Raw genomic sequence first — 16168 nt, 5'->3', positions numbered from 1 at the left:
TTATTGCCCGGAGATAACTATGCCAGCAGGCACTATTGCGTTAACCAACAACTCAACCACTGTGGGTGGCACCGGAACCGCGTTCACTACTGAGCTGAAAGCAGGTGACTTCATCGGCGTTACTGTCGGCGGTGCGCCTTATACCATGATTGTCGCGTCGATCGCTTCGAACACGCAGCTCACCATTGTGCAGGCGTACAACGGACCAACGGCCAGCGGATTGTCCTGGTACGGCGTTCCGGCAACACTGAAGTACGCAATTACTCAGCAAGTTTTGAATGATATGGCAACGAACCAGCGCGGGATGATTGCGCAACTGGCGAACTGGCAGAAGATTTACAGTGACGCCGCATCGGTTACAGTGGAGCGCCCTGACCGCAGCACGTTCACTGGCCCGAGCTGGGGCTATATGGCAGCTCAGTACGCGAATAAGGCAGCAAAGGGAGCTAATTCTGATATCACCTCGCTCACGGGCCTGACTACAGCGCTCAGTGTTGCTCAGGGTGGCACAGGAGGTAAAACACAGGCAGAAGGCCGTTCAGGGCTCGGGGCAGCTGCATCTGGCGCGAACACAGACATTACCAGCCTGACTAAGATTAACGCGACTATTACGCGCGATAACTGGGTTGCGGATAATGGGGTCATTGTCACCCTTGATGCACAGAATAACGTCTCTTATAACAACAAAGCTTTCACAGCCACAACCAAGCATAACGGCATTACTTTAAACACCTCATTCGGATATACCATTGCTTCAGACGGAAGTGCGTCCCTGTCAGGCCCGGCATTGTTTTGCACAGATACATTAAATTACACGCGCGCGTGGAAATTCCAGAACGGCACAGGAATCATCGCTACAACTTCAGGAAACATTACTCCGGGGGCATCAGATGAGCGAGTGAAGAACATAATCAGGGAGATTACCGAAGATGAGGCAGTACGCTTTATCTCGGGCCTTAAGCCCATTCGCTATGCCTTCAAATGGTCTCCAGAATCTGTAAAGGTGGGATACTCAGCCCAAAATGTCGAATCACTCGACTCAGAGCTCCTGTCTACGACACCACTGACAATCCCTGATGAAGCTCACCCTGATGACCCACTGGCCAGCGTAGTTATTGAGGACGGAAAAGTGGTAGACCCAGGTGAAATTGGTGCTGCATATCTTGTTCCTGTCGTACAGCAACTTCTCCGCAGGGTTAGGGATTTAGAGAATCAGCTCAAGCCAGGTGAAGGCGTGGGGCAGAATGCAGCAGAGGGCGAGGAGCAAACCAGCTAAGCTAGCGTTGGCACTAAAATCTCAGACAAAAAAAATGCCCGCAAAAGTTATGGCGGGCAGAAATCCTTGTTACGTCGAGCATTAGCTCTGTGAGGTAGGCACTATTTTGTGCCAATTTGAGTTTAGTCGGGCCATTGATAAATGCAAATTTCAGGCATAAAAAAACCCGGCTTAGGCCGGGCGGTATAATCTGCACCATAAAAGGAACCAGCAATGATCCCTAACATGAGGGTAGTCCTAAACTGCATCTTCGCAAGCTGTGATCCAAAAAACTGGCACAATAAACCCGGCTCGGTGGCCAGGTTGGGATTTAATTATCTACCTGTAAATCCTGCAGGCTTAGCGGTAGCTTAAAGCCTCCAAGACCAGTGCTTACCACGGCAGCAATTATTTTACGCCTGAAATCTAGATAGCAAAAAGAGGCACTTAGCGCAGCTCTCTCTAAGGGTTCAACTGAAAAATATGGTTCTTTATCAATAATTTCGAAAAAATAATCATTTTTCAGATGCATGTTAAATATGACTTTATCATCAGAATCACGAGCTTCAGATACCACTTCAAAGCTTAGTTTAAACCTATCTGCTTCGGACTCAGAATCATGGAGTTCCGTTTTAATGGATAGGCTTATGTCAGCATCCTCTTGGGACATGGCATCTTTGTCAAAGTCCACTTTGTATGTATTAGTAGCAACGCCGCGAAGCTTGATTGAATTTAAAATACTAATCATTTGCATGTGACCTTGAAACGTTTACGGAGCAGAAATTTCTCACCCTTGAAATAGCCTCAGAATCATCTTCTGTCTGAAGCGTGACACGAGAACGTAGCGTTACGCTTTTTTGTTGTGCCAGTTGCGTGTAAATGGTTTTTTGGATATTACTGTCATTCCTTATGCCGCGAACCATTGTTGCAATATCTTGCAGCTGAGTCTGTATGTTCGACAATCCATACAAAGAAGATTGAGCTTGGAGGCAAGAGGCGATGAAGGTGTTCAAGCTCACTCCCTCTAGATCAGCCAACCGTATGCATTGAGCGTGCAAAGTTTTTTTCAAGCGAAGGGTAACTCTTCCGCTAACATCATTCTCTTTGAATATTTTTGGTGACGGGAAAGGAGTGCCTTCAGCTATGCACATATCTTGCCCAACTTTTATGGTGAAGATTGCGTTTGTGTATGCATCCTCACGATTTTCCCCGAACTCAAGTACATCAGGCAGCTCGTCTACTCTTGCTACCCAGAGACACATTCCGTCCATCACTTCTTTCCTGACGGAAATCGTGTACTCTTCAGGATTGTGTTTGATTGGTTTCATCGTATATTTCCTTTAACTCATCTTTATACTTTCTCAAAACGCGAAGCACTGTGTTGGGGTAGCAAGGCAGAAGCGATTTTTTCATACCATGACCGCAATCGACACCAAAGGTGGTGAAGTCTTTACGCTTTTTTGATAGTGAAGGGTGAGTAAAAACCCTATGATTGTCTGATTTTCCAGGTTTATGCGAAAAGCCCAACATTTCGAGATAAAACAGGATTCCAGTTCTGCTTTGACATCCGATGTTGGCTTTCCTCCTAGAAATGTCAGTGATTATATCGTCGATAACATGTACTGAACTCATAATAGATGACATCACCTGTAGTGTCACATTGAAAATTGTAACTGCTGAGATAGGCTGAATCTAGTCGAAAAATCTTAATCATTATCGACACAACAAAATTTTTCGTATCACTTTCAGGCCGCATCTCTGCGACCTCACCCGAACGTATTCTCCGGCCACTGGATGCAGGTCAATCCTCATCACCCGAATCTCGCGCTGACGAACTGCTGCGCTGCTTCATTTCTCGAACATGCTTGTTGTAGTCGACACCGCAGTCAGCTGAGCAGAACGCTGTATCGGGAACTACCGGCTGGTCTTCACACCATATGCACATGCCGTCAGGGCTTTTAGGGCTCTTCTGGCGACTAACCAAAGAGGACTGGATAATTGCCTGCTCCAATTCCTGCGCTAAATCTGCGTCATCCATAACTGCCTCACTGTGATGAAAGTTGAATAAGAATCCGTGCAAACTCAGCAATCATAACCTGGCGTGATGTATTAGAATAAGTGGACATTCATTCAGTATGTATGAATGTCCAGTCAGGCAACCCTAACTCATTGGGGGGCTCTTCAGATATCGTTAGCCAGCCACATATCAGCCTCTTCAAACATCTCCTCAATCGCGGCAGCGCCCCTGTGTTCAAATACTCGTTTCTCCCCAAAACCGACCTGAAAAATTACATTTCCTTTATTATCTAATTGATTTTATTGATTATCCATTCTCATAATCGACCAGTAGCCCCAGAAAACCGACCAATCCAACCGCAAGGTCGGTTTTTTAAAACACTCTACCTGTCTGAATAATAACGATATTTACACAAAAAACCGACTTACCCGACCAAACCGACCATGTTTTGCTTATATATAGAAATTTTGCCGTCAGAAATCCATAATCAGGTATTAAATTTTTGGTGAAATATTATTCAGCTTTTGCCAATTAGTATGCACATTAGAGGGAGAGAAAAATTATTGGGGGTATGTATGGGGGTATGTAACTAGATTGAACTAAGTAAAAACCATTAAATACAATGGCTTATTTGTTTATGTGCAATCCTGTAGGGCGTACCAATATTTTTCAATAAGTTACGCAATTCTTAATCCCGCCTGAATGTCTCCCTGCATGTAGAGTGGCTTGCCTGGCTGCTACGGAATATTACACCACGATTCTTCCACGCCATTTCCAGTATTTGGCTGTTCAGTTTGCTTTCCGGAGAGAACGGCATGGCGTTTGTTTGCCAATCCACACTCCCTTATCCACTCACAGGCTATTCTGAATCAGTCTAATATAATGTGATAACACCTACCGGAGGCAGCTGTTGATGAAGAAGTCAGAACTCCCTACGAAAATCTGCAGCGTGTGCGGGCGCCCTTTTACATGGCGTAAAAAGTGGGAAAAGTGCTGGGATGAAGTGCGCAAATGCTCAGAGCGTTGCCGTCGAAAGTAAGGGCTTAGCCCTCATAAAAGGCCGCCAGAGGAGAAAGCCCCACCATAATCGAGCCATTTCCAAAGCACATGACCGCGAGCATGAGTTCCGATGGCACAAACCGACCGCTTTGCTGCTTTAGCAAAAAATGGCTACGATCGCGATATATCCCTTGCCGGTCTTTATCCGGATATCAATGCGGTTTATCAGCATATTGGGTTGAGCGATATTAATCCGCTGGCTTACCTTCAAAGCGCGACAAATCCACGTCAATGACAAACCAGGAATCATAATCAACATATTCTTTATCACGTGAATAGCTCAGATATCCTGCATCTTGAATCTGGTCCACTGAAAGATTCCCATTTAACACCATATCTTCCACAGTGAGCAGTATTGCGTCCCGCGCTATTTCAGCAATCTCGCCCTGCGTATCAGCGGCTGAAAAGCAGCCATAATCGTAAGCTGAAAAAGCCGGAACAATCATGCCAAACGCGGTATTTTCATCTTTGGTTGTCTCAACGCCGACAGAGAAAAACATATTTACCTCCTGACTCCGAGTTTAAAATAAGTGTTTTATCGTTCCACCCAAGGATGGAGAGCGGCTTGCAGTGTATTTCTTTCTGTCAGAGTTCCCACCCAACCAAAAATGCTAAAGCTCAAAATTCAGCCAAATAAATCCTTGTCGCGGGTCAGCATCTGACAATATGATCCCTGAGCTGCCCCACAATGGGCAGCCGGGTTTAGCAGCCTGTTTCAAAGTGCGGGGATATACCGCTATAATTCAGCGGTTTTTTTATTCCTGCTAGGGACGCGTTACGCCAGAATAATGGTGAGGCGTAGCGGGGGAGTGCTTGCACTCGCCGGGTTCCACTTTGACCGGTCTGCTAACCCCGCTACGTCTTACCACCCCATTTAGCAGTGGGTTGGTGAGGTATGGATTACTTCAAAGTGAGAACACCCATATGACCACTGAAGACACCTCCTACGCCGTGCTTTCTGCCCCCGAAATGGACGGTATGTTTACCGCCACCGCCGTGACTGAACCGGAATTGCTCGACCAGTGTCGTGCGCTGGTTTACGCCATCACCGAGCTGACCAACTCCACCGCCCGCGACTGTCTCACCTGGCTGTTAATGGAACGGCTGGAGATTATGCGGGAGGTTGCGGATGCGTAACCAGTGGCTGGCGGCAAAGGCGGTGGGGGAATAACGCTCGGGGTACGGTCGATCAGGCTGAACTGCCTGCGGCTTTACTCAGCACGCGATTCCCCGTCAGAAAAGAGTGCCACTGTTTGAGTGGCACTTAACTATCATGTCGTTGAGTTTTGTACGTTGCGTAGATTTTCACTATATCTGGATCATCCAGACTTCCATAAACAATGCCTTCTTTGTCCAGACCATCCAAACCTTTAATACTGCCAATAATCTCAGGCCATTGCTCGCGACTGTTGATTTCAATAACAAAGGGTTGCAGGTATTTGTCCAGATGACCTTTGAAAGGCTCGCGGATCTCTTCGCTGAGCGCCCTCAGGTAGTCGTCTTTCGTCGTTTTGGACCAGTCTATCGCGAAATTAGCACGGTAGCAGAGTTCCATGAACGTGAGCAGAATAGAACGACCATTGCCATCCAGAAAAGGGTGTGCAAAGCAAAGTTGTCCCATAACTTCCCCGGGCCGTTCTTTAAAGCGATTATGATTTGCAGCGAGCCTCAGCGCGTATTCCACCGACATTTTTATCGTATTAGGATGTTCAAACACAGTGCTGTGTTGATCTTGTGGGGAACCTTTGAACACGGCCAGATGTGGGACGAGTGCCTGACGGTCTTTTCCCGCCCACGGATAGCATCCGGAGAACAAAATTTCATGAACGTTAAGCAGGGTGGAATAGCTGATTGATTCTTCGGAAGCCAGGAGGGCAAGAGCGTCTTCGATACTCATTTCGAAAGAAAGATGTTCGAATTCTTTCACCTCAGCAGGATCTTTGAGTTTTTGGGCGTTCTGAAGATATCCGGCAGTATCGAAATCCCCGAAAGGATCAAAGCTCATACGGAGAATTTCTTGTTAAGGTGCCTTTTCTCCTGAAGATATTCCCCCTGGATGTTCAGGGCTTCAGACTTGCTCAGTACGCCTTTTCTTTTGAGATTAACCAACAGCTGCTGGATGTTGTCCAACTGTACTTCGTCACCGGCAAGGCGCGTAATCGCCACGGCCATGCGGCTGATATCGTCTGGTTCAGCGGTCACGTTGTGCGACTGAGCCAGCCTGCGAACCCGGTTAGCAACGCTGATTTCGCTTGTTCTCATCGTCAATCCCCTTTCAGATTTATGGTCAAATTATAACAGGCTGCCGTTTTGTTGTCTCTGCGCCGCTGCTGACTTTCTCTGCGCTTTCTCCACCCACCAGGTTATCCTCTCTGTAACCCTTTTCCCCTGCAAAACGTTAAGGAGTCATGATGACCGTGGTAAAAATGGTGGCGGTAGATAAAGACGGCACCTTCCTCGACGACAATAAACAGTACAACCGGGCGCGTTTCCAGGCCTGCTATCAGCAAATGAAGCAGCGCGACATTAAGTTCGTCGTCGCCAGCGGCAACCAGTATTACCAGCTGAAATCCTTCTTCCCCGACATCGCCAGCGAGATCGCCTTTGTGGCAGAGAACGGCGCGTGGATCATCGACCGTGACGAAGAGCTGTTCTGCGGCTCGTTCTCGCGTGCCGATATTGATGCGGTGCTCGACACCCTGCATAACGGCAACTATCCCGACCTGCGCTACATCCTGTGCGGGCGTGAAAGTGCCTACTACTTTGAGGGCATCCCCGAGAGCTGGCTGGTGAAAATGCGCCACTACTGCCACCGCCTGAAGGCGATCCGCAGCCTCGACGACGTGGGTGACGATAAGCTGTTCAAGTTCGCGCTCAACCTGTCGGATGATTACGTCGAGCCGCTAATGGCGGATATCGCCCGCCTGCACAAGGATGCCGCTGCCGCCACCTCCAGCGGCCACGGCTCGGTGGATTTAATCGTGCCCGGCAACCATAAAGGCCACGGGCTGGATCTGCTCGGCAAGCGCTGGGGCATCGATCGCAGCGAGATCCTGGTGTTTGGCGATGGCGGTAACGATATCGAGATGCTGCAACAGTCGGGCTTCAGCTTCGCGATGGCCAATGCGCCGCAAAAGGTCAAGGATGTCGCGCGCTATCAGGCGCCAAATAATAACGAAGAGGGGGTGCTACAGGTGATTGAGCAGATGCTGGCAGGTAAACCGCCGTTTGATAAAGCAGGCGGGCAATAACAGAGCCGTCAGGCCCATCGCACCCATAACTGGCAGAGAGCAAAAGCTCTCTGTTTACTGACCCCGCGTTATTATTCCGCTGCGATTGACTTCGTGACGAAATTATTTCGCCTGCAGCCGGATAAGCGTTTCAGCCCAGGCTGATGCCGATTACCGCATTGACAAAACCTGCGATAAGCAGAACAAAGCCGGGAATGAGGTAATTCTTCTCTTTCTTTTTATAGAACAGCGCTATCAGCGCCAGGCCTGTCGCTATAAAGGGAAATGCGATGAGGGTGAATGTTGACATACGGCATCCTTATCTGAAATTTATTCCGTTAAGTGTCTGGTCAATGATAAACCAGAAACTCAATTCAGGCTCTGAATGAATAGCGTACGGGGATAATTGAGATCCCGAGCAGGAAAAACCGCGTGCTATTATGCAATATTCTGTCGCCCAAAGGCCATATCGTTTAATTAAAGGACTATTCATGAAAGGGTTATCGCTGCTTGCACTGAGCTGCATTTTTACTTTTCCTGCTTTTGCCCAGCCTGCTGCCGGGATTGAAAAAATGGAGTGGCAGCCAGCCAGCGCTTTGCGCGTCGGCAACAGCATTAATTCCCTGTACCGCATCTGGACCACCACCGGGCAAACCACCGATCTGTGGCTGAAGGTTGATTGTCAGAGCGGCGTCAAAACGCAGCTGTTTGCCGAGGTCAGCTCTCCGGCGGGCAAAGCGGTGCGCGTTTACGGCAGCGATGCGATTTCCCGCTACGCTCCGGGCGTGGTGATCGAGCCGGATGCCGACAGTCTGTTAGCGACCCAGCCAGACCTGAATGTCTGCCAGCAGCAGGTCGCCGTGCCGCAGTGGCGTGCGCTGGCGCCTGCCGATGAGCAGGGCAATCAGATGTATCTCGACGTCAGCCGCAGCGAGCGCAGCGCGGACGTTCTGCACCTGCGGCTGGCGAAAGATTTTGCCCTCGAGTATCGCGACAGCACCTATGCTGCCCCTTACGCGGTGAAAGTCACGGACTGGACGCTGCACTGCGATACACAGCAGGCCACTGCCCGCGCGGAATACTCCCTCGACAGTGCGGGTAACCTGACCGATTACCGCCTTGCCGCGAACAGCAGCACAGAGCTCGCCGCGCCGCTGAAGCAGCAGCTCTGCGCGATAAAAACATTGCGTGATTATCAAGGCAGCGGCCAGACTCTGCTCTGGCAGCAGAAGGCCCCGGCAGACCATCAGTTAGCCCTGCCGGATTTTTCCCGCAACGATGCGGCGATACTGCAGCCCTATCCGTTACCTGACGAGGTTAAGGAGCATATGGCTATCGCGCTTAATTCTCCGCAGCAGCAGCCGGGCTTTCGTCACCTGAGCTTCAGCCAGCAGCAGGATAAAGAGATCGGCGGGGCGTACAGCGTCACTATCGACAAAATGCCGGATGGCACCACCTTAACGCTGGAGAAGCTAACGCTGGGGCAGGTGACGTTTAACACCCAGTCGGTGCGCCTGTTTAATCTGGTAAGCCTGAAAAAATGGGACTCTCTCGCGAAACAACCGTCTATCGCCCGCACGCTGGAGAATGAGTTCCGCCTGCCGCCGAGAGCGGGGATGAAATATGCCTGGCGTAGCCAGCAAAGCGACGGAAAATCGCTCGGCCAGCAGTGCCGCACCGCCGCCGACTGGAAGCAGGCCAGCACCATTAATCCGGCCTTCCCCGGCCGTTATCTGGAGTTTAACTGCATTGACGATCGCGGTGACGGTAAGAGCGCGAGCAGTGATTATGCCTACCTGGAGCGGCTGCGCATCTTTATCCGCATCGGCTATCAGGAGCAGCGGCAGAAGAGACGCTTTACGTTTGAGGATGTGGTGGTGAAGTATTGAGCAGGAGAACCCCAGGCTGGAAGGGTAAAGTTTGTTGCGAGTAAGCCGATAAGTATTGATATCGGCAAGCCGCTATAACCTTATTGTAAGCTTGCACCCGGCAAACGTTATGTCATTACAGGAGTATACATGTCGCCACTGCTAACCGGGCGCCTTGCGCGTCTGAAAGAAAAATTGCCTCTTAGCGGTCATCAGACACCGGAAGACAAGTTAATTCCAGCCGATGCTGAATTTTCCAGTGAGTTGCAGGAGGCTGAGCAGCTCACTGTCGCTAAAAAAAATTTAGTACCGGAAAAGTACCGTGCGATTGTAGAAAACGTCGTGTTCAATGGGCTGCTTGGGATTGCAGAAGATAAACTTAATGACGATGAGTTTATTAATAACCTGTTCAATAAAGTTTATGAAATATTACCAACACCAGTGAGACTTATTCTCAGTCGCGAGCGCTGCTTACAATATCTGATGAGTAATAAAGGCCCCTTGCTCACAAAACTTCAGGATTATCGTAAAACCCAGCAACCTGAAAATACTGCCATTGAGCCGATAACATTAGCCGGGCAGGAACATATTCCTCTATCATTAACACCGCCTGAAGCGCGATAGTTAAGGCCAAAAAGCTGGGTGTATAAAAGGCCAGAATCTTCATACTTCTATGAAGTAAAATAAAAGATAAAACGTTTCAGGTCATAAAATCAGGGCCGCTGCCGGATACCGTGCAGGGCCCTTTTCGTTTCGGATTATCGCGTCGCGAAGATCCTCACTCAATGCGTTGTTTCATCTCGCGCTTGTGCTTAGAGTAATCCTCACCACAGTCGGCGGAGCAGAACGCAGAGTTGGCGACAATTGGCTCATCGCGGCACCACAGGCACAGGCCATCCGGGCTTTTCAGCGACGTTTCACGGGCTGACAGCGCCGCCGTGATAATAGCCTGTTCGCGTTCCTGAGCTAAATCTGCATCATCCATAATTATTCCTTTTCGGTCTCAAAGTAGCCCATCTTTATAGCATATATCTCGCCAAAGCTTAATTGCGGGCACAAATCTTGACATTTTTGTGCGTTCATCTGGCAATGATTCAGCGTAAAAAACAATCAACACAGAACCTTTGAATCACCCCTCAAGCAGAGAAAGCACCATTTGCGGCGTCATCGTCATCACCTTCGATAATAGCGTGCTGCCCGATTGTTGCAGGATCTGTGCACGCGTCAACGCCGAAACCTCCAGCGCATAATCGGCATCCTCTATGCGCGAGCGCGCCATGGCGAGGTTAGTGGCGGTGGCGCTTTGTACACTCTGAACAGAGGTCAGGCGGTTGGCCGTAGCACCCAGCTGTGAGCGCTGGCTGTCAACGCGGCCGATCGCCCTGTCGAGGGTGGCCAGCGGATCATCAGGATTGCGCAGGCGGATCTCAGAGCCGACTTCCGCAATGCTCATCTGGGTATAGTTGGTTGCGGCATCGGTACTGGCGCCCAGGGTGGTGGCAAAGTAGATCTGCACATCGCCAATCCCCTGCAGAGTTTTTAGCAGGATGGTGCCGTCCTTCTGCTCGACCAGCGTGGCCGTCTTATCGACTGTGCCGTTGCCGTTATGCACATCCATATAATAGTTGCCGTCTGCATCCAGCCGCAGTACGTCGCTGTAGCTTGCACCGTTAGCATCAACGTAGCGGGTTTCTACATTTCCCGGGTCGAGCGTGACCACTGAGGTGCCGTTAACAGTAGTCACCGCCGTAAAGCTGTTCTGGCTACTGATGCTGTTGGCGCTGACATTGAGCGAGGTCGTGCTGCCGTCGCTGCTGGCGCTGAGGGTGGCATTGTAATAGTGAAAGTAACCGCTGCCATCGGCGACTTCCATCATGTACTGGCTGCCATTTTTTACCAGCCGCGCATCGCTGTTGGCCACGGCATTGCCGTTGGCATCGGTAAATGTGACGGTGGCAGTACCCGGATCAATCACCGGCGTGGTCGTTAACTGGGTGGGCAGCGGGTTGAAATCGGTGTCGGGCTGGCCGCTGGCATTGGATATCTGCGCCGTGACCGCGCCGGAGGTGCCAAAGCGGATATCGGCGGCGTAATAGATATCATTTTGTGCAATGTAATACTGACCATTGCTTTCAGTTAGCGTCGGCGGCGGGCTGTTGTTGAGCGCGTTACCACTGTCATCCAGATAGCTTACAGAGGGAATCGTGCGGGCCGGAACGCGACTGACATCGCTATAGAGCGTGCTGCTGCCGAGAGCGCCGATATCTACCGTGCCGCTCGCCGTCGCGGTATACCAGGTGGCGTCGTAAGAAGCAGGGTAATAGGCCGGGTTGCCGTTGGCGTCGTTTCCCTGGATGTAGAGCATATTGCCATTGCTGCTTCTGACCAGCTGCGCGGAGGTCAGATTAGTCGGCGTGCTGTAGCTCACCGCCACCGAGGCGCTGCTGAGCGAGATATTGCTGGCGCTGCCGATAATCGTGTTAACCGGTGTGACGGAGCCGCTGATGCCGCGAATAATCAGATCTTTTAAACCCAGCTGTTCCACACTGAAACCGCGCGATAAATCGAGGTCAATTTTTTGATTATCGTTCGCGCCGACCTGCAGGCCCACTCTGCCTGCACTACCGCTCAGCAGGCTGATGCCGTTAAAGCTGGCGGTACTGTTCAGCCGGTCGATCTCTTTCAGGTTGAGGTTGATCTCGGCCTGAATGGCGTCGCTGTCGGTCTGTGAATAGGTTTCGCTCAGCCCCTGAACTGCCAGTTCGCGGATGCGCTGCAGGCGGTCGTTGATTTCGCTCAGCGCTCCCTCTGCCGTATTGGCCAGCGACAGGCCATCGGCTGCATTACGCTGCGCCTGTGCCAGTCCTTTCTGCTGGCTGGTAAAACGGTTAGCGATCGCTTGCCCGGCAGAGTCATCACTGGCGCTGTTGATCCTCATCCCGGAGGAGAGGCGGCGAATAGACTCGTCGAGTGCCGAGCTGTTTTTCAACGACTGCTGCTGAACCATCAGGGCCGGAACATTGGTTTTAAGAGTGAGCATTATTCTGCATACCAATCAATTTCACTGCTGAAGGTTATCGGCAAGCGTTAGCAAAATTTTACCAAAAATTTCGCTTAGGTTGCCTTTGCTCCGGGCAACAAACTGGAAACTGCTGGTTAGCATTCTACGCTTACAGGTGATGGTCAGTAGAATAGAGGAGAAATAAGCAGATGAAGCGCGATGTACTGAGCGAAGAGTATTACGACGAAGTGTGCCGGGTGATAGGGGATGCGGCGATCGTCCTGGTGGAGGCTGGCATGGATACGCGGCGCGAAACGTTAGCGGAGCTGCTGAAAAGGACCCGCCATGACCGTATGGATGCGGATCGGGAAGAGCAGAAGGTGCTGGAGCACGCAATCCGGCTGGTGAAGCCCGAGGAGAAAAAGGGATAAGTCCGTGATGCGAGAAACAGTGGAGCGGCCAACGGGAATCGAACCCGTGTCATCAGCTTGGGAAGCTGAGGTAATACCATTATACGATGGCCGCCTGATGCAGGATGTTAACACAGAGGCCGCTGATAAAGTTGATATATTTCATAAATCTTGCCCTGAATGCTGACCTGTCCTGAATGAACGTGACGCGGAGACCCTGCGCATTTTTATGCGCCTGCCATGAACTGTGCCAGAATAGCCAAAATTCTGACGGTACGGTTAAACATGCTTAAAACAATTCTGCTGTGTCTGATGCTGGTGGGGTGTACCGCTTCGGTGGGGAACAACTTTGATGACAGCAAGCTGGCGCAGATTAAAACTGACCAAACTACCCGGCAGCAGCTGATTGCACTGTTTGGTCAGCCCTCAACGGAAACACCGTTCCCGGAAGGGCAAAGCATCCTGATGTGGACCTACAGCCAGGCGAAAGCGATGAGTACTACCGAAGGCAGAACCCTGACAATCCGCCTGATGAACGGCAAAGTGAAAAGCTATACGGTGAGTAAAACCTGACCTATGCCTTCTCTCGACGATCTCTTTCAGCGACTCTCACAATCTCCGTTCCGCCAGCGTTTTCATCTGGGCAGCGCGGAATATCGCTATTTCCTCGAGAAAGGTGAAGAGGCGATCGGCCAGCATGCGGAGGCGTTTATCCGCGCCCGCCTGGCGCCGGCAGAACCGGTTAATGACGGTAAACAGACCCCGATGCGCGGCCATCCGGTGTTTATTGCCCAGCACGCCACCGCCACCTGCTGTCGCGGATGTCTCAGCAAATGGCACAATATTGCGGCGCATCAGCCCATGAGCGTGCAGCAGCAGGAGTGGGTCAACGCGGTGATAATCAGATGGCTGAAAAGCGAAATGCTGCGCCCGCAACCGCCGGAAAAGCGCGTTAACAAGCCCGGTGCCGGCAGTGGCGGTCAGCTGGAACTGTGGTAAAAAGCCGTGAGGGGCATCCCGCCCTGGCGCAATAAAAAAGCCGACAGGTTTGTCGGCTAACTTTTCATGAGTCAATCAGCTTGTTCACGCCTCATCCCTTAAGGACTAAAACCACATATAGGTTGCCAGGCAGTAAGCGATGGTCACTGATAGCAGAATCAGCTCTGCAGGCTTAATCAGGTACATGATGTTTCCGGTCTGTTCAGGATGAGTGCTAATACCATCGGTCACTTTTCCGGAAACTTTAGTCTTTTACCTGACCCGCGCCAGTGGGCTGGCGGCCTCAGCCGATGCCTGCTTACGGCGTTTCTTCTCTTCATACATCGCGCTATCCGCATCGCGCACCGCGCTTTCCGGGGTGCTGAACAGCGGATTCACCGCGATCACCCCCACGCTGGCGCCCTGATAATCCAGCGCGCAGGCTGGCATCGCGTAGCGCCCGGCCAGCAGCTGGCTCAGGCGCTGCCTGAAAGCTGCCGCCGCGTTCGGTGCAGCCGCGTCGGGCAGGAGGGCGGCAACCATAAATTCGTCCCCGCCCAGGCGGCCGAATACCTCGCCCTGGCGAGTGCCGCCCAGCAGGCGCTGGCCGACCAGCTTCAGAAACTGATCTCCGGTTTCATGACCGTACTGGTCATTAATCTGCTTAAAACCGTCGAGGTCAATAAAAGCCATCAGCAGCTGCTGCTCAGCGCCGCGCGCGCGGCTGAACAGCGCGGGCAGGCGTTCGAAGACGGCGCGACGGTTGGGCAGGCGAGTCAGTTCATCGGTATAGCTCACCGCCGTCAGCGCCGCATTAGCCTCCTGCAACTCCTGCAGCAGCTGCTCTTTACGGATGTACTGGGCAATCAGCTCGGCAAACAGCGAGAGGATCTGCGTGGCGTGCTCGCTCATCTCACGGCTCTGGGCGCTGGTGGCACATAGCGTGCCGTACAGTTCGCCGCTGCCGGTCATCACCGGGGTGCTGACGTAGGTCATGATGCCCAGCTCTTTGGCCGCCGCCGAATCACCCCAGACCTCGGGTACATCGCAGGTATAGGGGCGGCCCTCATCCAGAGCACGTTTGCACAGCGTGTCCTGCCACGGCACCGACAGCCCTTCAGGGATCTGCATCTGCTGGCTGTTGCGCGCATAGAGAATATGCTGGCGGATGCCCTCCGGGTCGAGATGCGTCAGATAGGTGGACTCCATCCCGGTCACCAGCTCCAGCATCTCCAGTAGCTGGCGCACAAAGCCCTCAAGCGTTTTTTCTGAAGCCAGCGCCGTTGAGATGCGCTCAATTACGTTGTCCTGCATAGGTCCGATTTCCTGGTGTTGGTGTACAGCGAATGCGGGCAATCGCAGCGCCCGATTAAAATAACTGCTTAAAATAATGGAAATTTTATTTAGATATCCCGCAGTGATAACGACACTTTAGTCGCGGGCGTTTCACTTTATCATCGGACAAGGACGAAAAAAATTGAGGAAACAGGGCAAATTGGCGAGGGATGATGAGGGCTGACAGTGAATCGTTGTGACAGGTTTCGCCTGCTCAGTTCAGTATGGCTGGCGCGGGTACTCCTTCAGCAACCAGGGTAGGGATCGGGCTTCACAGGCCAGACCGCGACAGAGACTGAGCCGCGGCCAGGTTTGCTGTCAATCCGGCTACCACGTCAGCTCTTTACCCGCGTAGTCAATAAAGTGATGGCCGCCTTTGCCGCGCCAGGCGATCAGCCGATCGGCAATGCCCCCGGCGCTTTGTGCCACCGTCAGTGGCGCACTGGCTCCGCCCATATCGGTCTGCACCCAGCCGGGATGCACGCACAGCAGCGTCTGCTGCGCTTTATCAGCCTGCGGCAGCAGCCCGCGCACCAGCATATTCAACGCACCTTTACTGGCGGAGTAGAGCGGGTAAGTGGCGTCCGGGTTTTCGTTCAGGCTGGCGAGCTGTGAGGTCATCAGCGCCATAATTCCGCCGGGCTTCACCCGCGGCAGCAGCAGCTCGGCGCAGCGCACCGGGGAGAAGGTATTGGTCATAAACAGCGCCATCAGCTGGTCGTCGCTGGTGCGCGCCAGCTGCTGGTGATCCGGCCCGTAAATGCCGGCATTGATGAAGATGACGTCAAACTGGCTGTCGGCCAGCTGGGTGGCCAGCGCCTCACGCTGCGGCGCCAGATTGATATCCAGCGTCAGCCAGCGGATAGAGGCTTGTGCCTGCGGCGCGTCGCCGCGCGCGGTGGCGGTGACCTGCCAGCCACGCTCGGCCAGCGTGTTCGCCAGCCCAAGGCCAATACCGCGTGAAGCACCAATAATCAGAGCCTGAGGGGTTGTCATTGCCTTACCTGCCTTGTTG

The 16168-nt window shown here is 52.1% G+C and carries 20 protein-coding genes, 1 tRNA gene and 1 pseudogene; 9 read left to right on the top strand and 13 right to left on the bottom strand.

From position 1 onward, the window contains the following. Window positions 1-19 precede the first annotated feature (19 nt). Complete coding sequence (locus tag QLG07_RS19240; protein ID WP_282469937.1) at window positions 20-1276, top strand: tail fiber domain-containing protein; 1257 nt, start codon at window positions 20-22, stop codon at window positions 1274-1276. A 310-nt stretch (window positions 1277-1586) separates the two neighbouring features. On the opposite strand, the gene QLG07_RS19235 is transcribed toward QLG07_RS19240, so the two are convergent. From QLG07_RS19235 to QLG07_RS19220, 4 genes are all read right to left on the bottom strand, one after another. Further along, window positions 1587-2003: a hypothetical protein gene (locus QLG07_RS19235; RefSeq protein WP_282469936.1), complete on the bottom strand. Its 417-nt coding sequence runs from the start codon at window positions 2001-2003 to the stop codon at window positions 1587-1589. Next, window positions 1996-2583 (bottom strand): toxin-antitoxin system HicB family antitoxin, encoded by a 588-nt coding sequence (locus QLG07_RS19230; protein WP_282469935.1) that lies wholly within the window; start codon window positions 2581-2583, stop codon window positions 1996-1998. Before QLG07_RS19230 ends, QLG07_RS19235 begins: the two co-directional genes overlap by 8 nt. Continuing rightward, window positions 2558-2887, bottom strand: a complete 330-nt coding sequence (locus tag QLG07_RS19225) for a hypothetical protein (protein WP_282469934.1) — start codon at window positions 2885-2887, stop codon at window positions 2558-2560. The genes QLG07_RS19230 and QLG07_RS19225 overlap by 26 nt, the downstream gene beginning before the upstream one ends. A 169-nt stretch (window positions 2888-3056) precedes the next feature. Beyond that, window positions 3057-3293 carry a hypothetical protein gene (locus tag QLG07_RS19220; RefSeq protein WP_282469933.1) on the bottom strand — a complete coding sequence of 79 codons (237 nt, stop codon included), beginning with the start codon at window positions 3291-3293 and terminating at the stop codon, window positions 3057-3059. 892 nt (window positions 3294-4185) lie between these two features. Between QLG07_RS19220 and QLG07_RS19215 the strand changes: the two genes are divergently transcribed. Beyond that, window positions 4186-4311 (top strand): DUF2256 domain-containing protein, encoded by a 126-nt coding sequence (locus QLG07_RS19215; RefSeq protein ID WP_099754181.1) that lies wholly within the window; start codon window positions 4186-4188, stop codon window positions 4309-4311. Between the two features lie 115 nt (window positions 4312-4426). On the opposite strand, the pseudogene QLG07_RS19210 reads toward QLG07_RS19215, so the two are convergent. Beyond that, window positions 4427-4831, bottom strand: a pseudogene (locus QLG07_RS19210) (type II toxin-antitoxin system HicB family antitoxin); the annotation flags it as partial. 424 nt (window positions 4832-5255) lie between these two features. On the opposite strand from QLG07_RS19210, the gene QLG07_RS19205 reads away from it, so the two are divergent. Continuing rightward, window positions 5256-5468 (top strand): hypothetical protein, encoded by a 213-nt coding sequence (locus QLG07_RS19205; protein WP_048916853.1) that lies wholly within the window; start codon window positions 5256-5258, stop codon window positions 5466-5468. 127 nt (window positions 5469-5595) lie between these two features. On the opposite strand, the gene QLG07_RS19200 is transcribed toward QLG07_RS19205, so the two are convergent. Both QLG07_RS19200 and QLG07_RS19195 read right to left on the bottom strand, forming a co-directional pair. Continuing rightward, on the bottom strand, window positions 5596-6336 hold the full coding sequence (locus QLG07_RS19200; protein ID WP_282469932.1) for a Fic family protein: 741 nt from the start codon (window positions 6334-6336) through the stop codon (window positions 5596-5598). Further along, the gene (locus tag QLG07_RS19195) at window positions 6333-6593 is read right to left on the bottom strand and encodes a hypothetical protein (protein WP_230050057.1); all 261 of its coding nucleotides are present in this window, start codon (window positions 6591-6593) and stop codon (window positions 6333-6335) included. The genes QLG07_RS19200 and QLG07_RS19195 overlap by 4 nt, the downstream gene beginning before the upstream one ends. Window positions 6594-6742: 149 nt before the next feature. Between QLG07_RS19195 and QLG07_RS19190 the strand changes: the two genes are divergently transcribed. Further along, window positions 6743-7582: a Cof-type HAD-IIB family hydrolase gene (locus QLG07_RS19190; RefSeq protein WP_048916852.1), complete on the top strand. Its 840-nt coding sequence runs from the start codon at window positions 6743-6745 to the stop codon at window positions 7580-7582. Window positions 7583-7712: 130 nt separating this feature from the next. Here the strand turns inward: QLG07_RS19190 and QLG07_RS19185 are convergent, their stop codons facing one another. Beyond that, entirely contained in the window at window positions 7713-7871 is a 159-nt protein-coding gene (locus QLG07_RS19185) for a hypothetical protein (RefSeq protein ID WP_166643190.1), read from the bottom strand. A gap of 181 nt (window positions 7872-8052) precedes the next feature. On the opposite strand from QLG07_RS19185, the gene QLG07_RS19180 reads away from it, so the two are divergent. Both QLG07_RS19180 and QLG07_RS19175 read left to right on the top strand, forming a co-directional pair. Next, window positions 8053-9450, top strand: coding sequence for a hypothetical protein (locus QLG07_RS19180; RefSeq protein ID WP_282469931.1), 1398 nt, complete (start codon window positions 8053-8055; stop codon window positions 9448-9450). Window positions 9451-9579: 129 nt separating this feature from the next. Next, window positions 9580-10053, top strand: a complete 474-nt coding sequence (locus tag QLG07_RS19175) for a hypothetical protein (RefSeq protein ID WP_282469930.1) — start codon at window positions 9580-9582, stop codon at window positions 10051-10053. A gap of 154 nt (window positions 10054-10207) precedes the next feature. Here the strand turns inward: QLG07_RS19175 and QLG07_RS19170 are convergent, their stop codons facing one another. Further along, window positions 10208-10414 (bottom strand): hypothetical protein, encoded by a 207-nt coding sequence (locus QLG07_RS19170; protein ID WP_048918075.1) that lies wholly within the window; start codon window positions 10412-10414, stop codon window positions 10208-10210. 144 nt (window positions 10415-10558) lie between these two features. Continuing rightward, a complete protein-coding gene (locus QLG07_RS19165) occupies window positions 10559-12469 on the bottom strand; it encodes a flagellin (protein ID WP_099754185.1) in 1911 nt (636 codons plus the stop codon). Between the two features lie 170 nt (window positions 12470-12639). Between QLG07_RS19165 and QLG07_RS19160 the strand changes: the two genes are divergently transcribed. Further along, window positions 12640-12861 carry a DUF2767 family protein gene (locus tag QLG07_RS19160; RefSeq protein ID WP_048918073.1) on the top strand — a complete coding sequence of 74 codons (222 nt, stop codon included), beginning with the start codon at window positions 12640-12642 and terminating at the stop codon, window positions 12859-12861. A gap of 20 nt (window positions 12862-12881) precedes the next feature. Here QLG07_RS19160 and QLG07_RS19155 read toward each other — a convergent pair. Beyond that, a tRNA-Gly gene (locus tag QLG07_RS19155) sits at window positions 12882-12955 on the bottom strand. A gap of 170 nt (window positions 12956-13125) precedes the next feature. Here QLG07_RS19155 and bamE point away from each other — a divergent pair. Further along, window positions 13126-13413 carry an outer membrane protein assembly factor BamE gene (gene bamE, locus QLG07_RS19150; protein ID WP_099754186.1) on the top strand — a complete coding sequence of 96 codons (288 nt, stop codon included), beginning with the start codon at window positions 13126-13128 and terminating at the stop codon, window positions 13411-13413. 3 nt (window positions 13414-13416) lie between these two features. Continuing rightward, the gene (locus tag QLG07_RS19145; RefSeq protein WP_282469929.1) at window positions 13417-13839 is read left to right on the top strand and encodes a DUF4186 domain-containing protein; all 423 of its coding nucleotides are present in this window, start codon (window positions 13417-13419) and stop codon (window positions 13837-13839) included. A 252-nt stretch (window positions 13840-14091) separates the two neighbouring features. Here the strand turns inward: QLG07_RS19145 and QLG07_RS19140 are convergent, their stop codons facing one another. Both QLG07_RS19140 and QLG07_RS19135 read right to left on the bottom strand, forming a co-directional pair. Continuing rightward, the gene (locus QLG07_RS19140) at window positions 14092-15132 is read right to left on the bottom strand and encodes a sensor domain-containing diguanylate cyclase (protein ID WP_282469928.1); all 1041 of its coding nucleotides are present in this window, start codon (window positions 15130-15132) and stop codon (window positions 14092-14094) included. A gap of 348 nt (window positions 15133-15480) precedes the next feature. Then, the gene (locus QLG07_RS19135; protein WP_048918069.1) at window positions 15481-16149 is read right to left on the bottom strand and encodes an SDR family oxidoreductase; all 669 of its coding nucleotides are present in this window, start codon (window positions 16147-16149) and stop codon (window positions 15481-15483) included. Between the last annotated feature and the right edge of the window lie 19 nt (window positions 16150-16168).

Source organism: Erwinia sp. V90_4 (assembly GCF_029967685.1).
GTDB lineage: Bacteria > Pseudomonadota > Gammaproteobacteria > Enterobacterales > Enterobacteriaceae > Erwinia > Erwinia aphidicola.
This window is presented reverse-complemented; position numbering and strand designations above follow the sequence as displayed.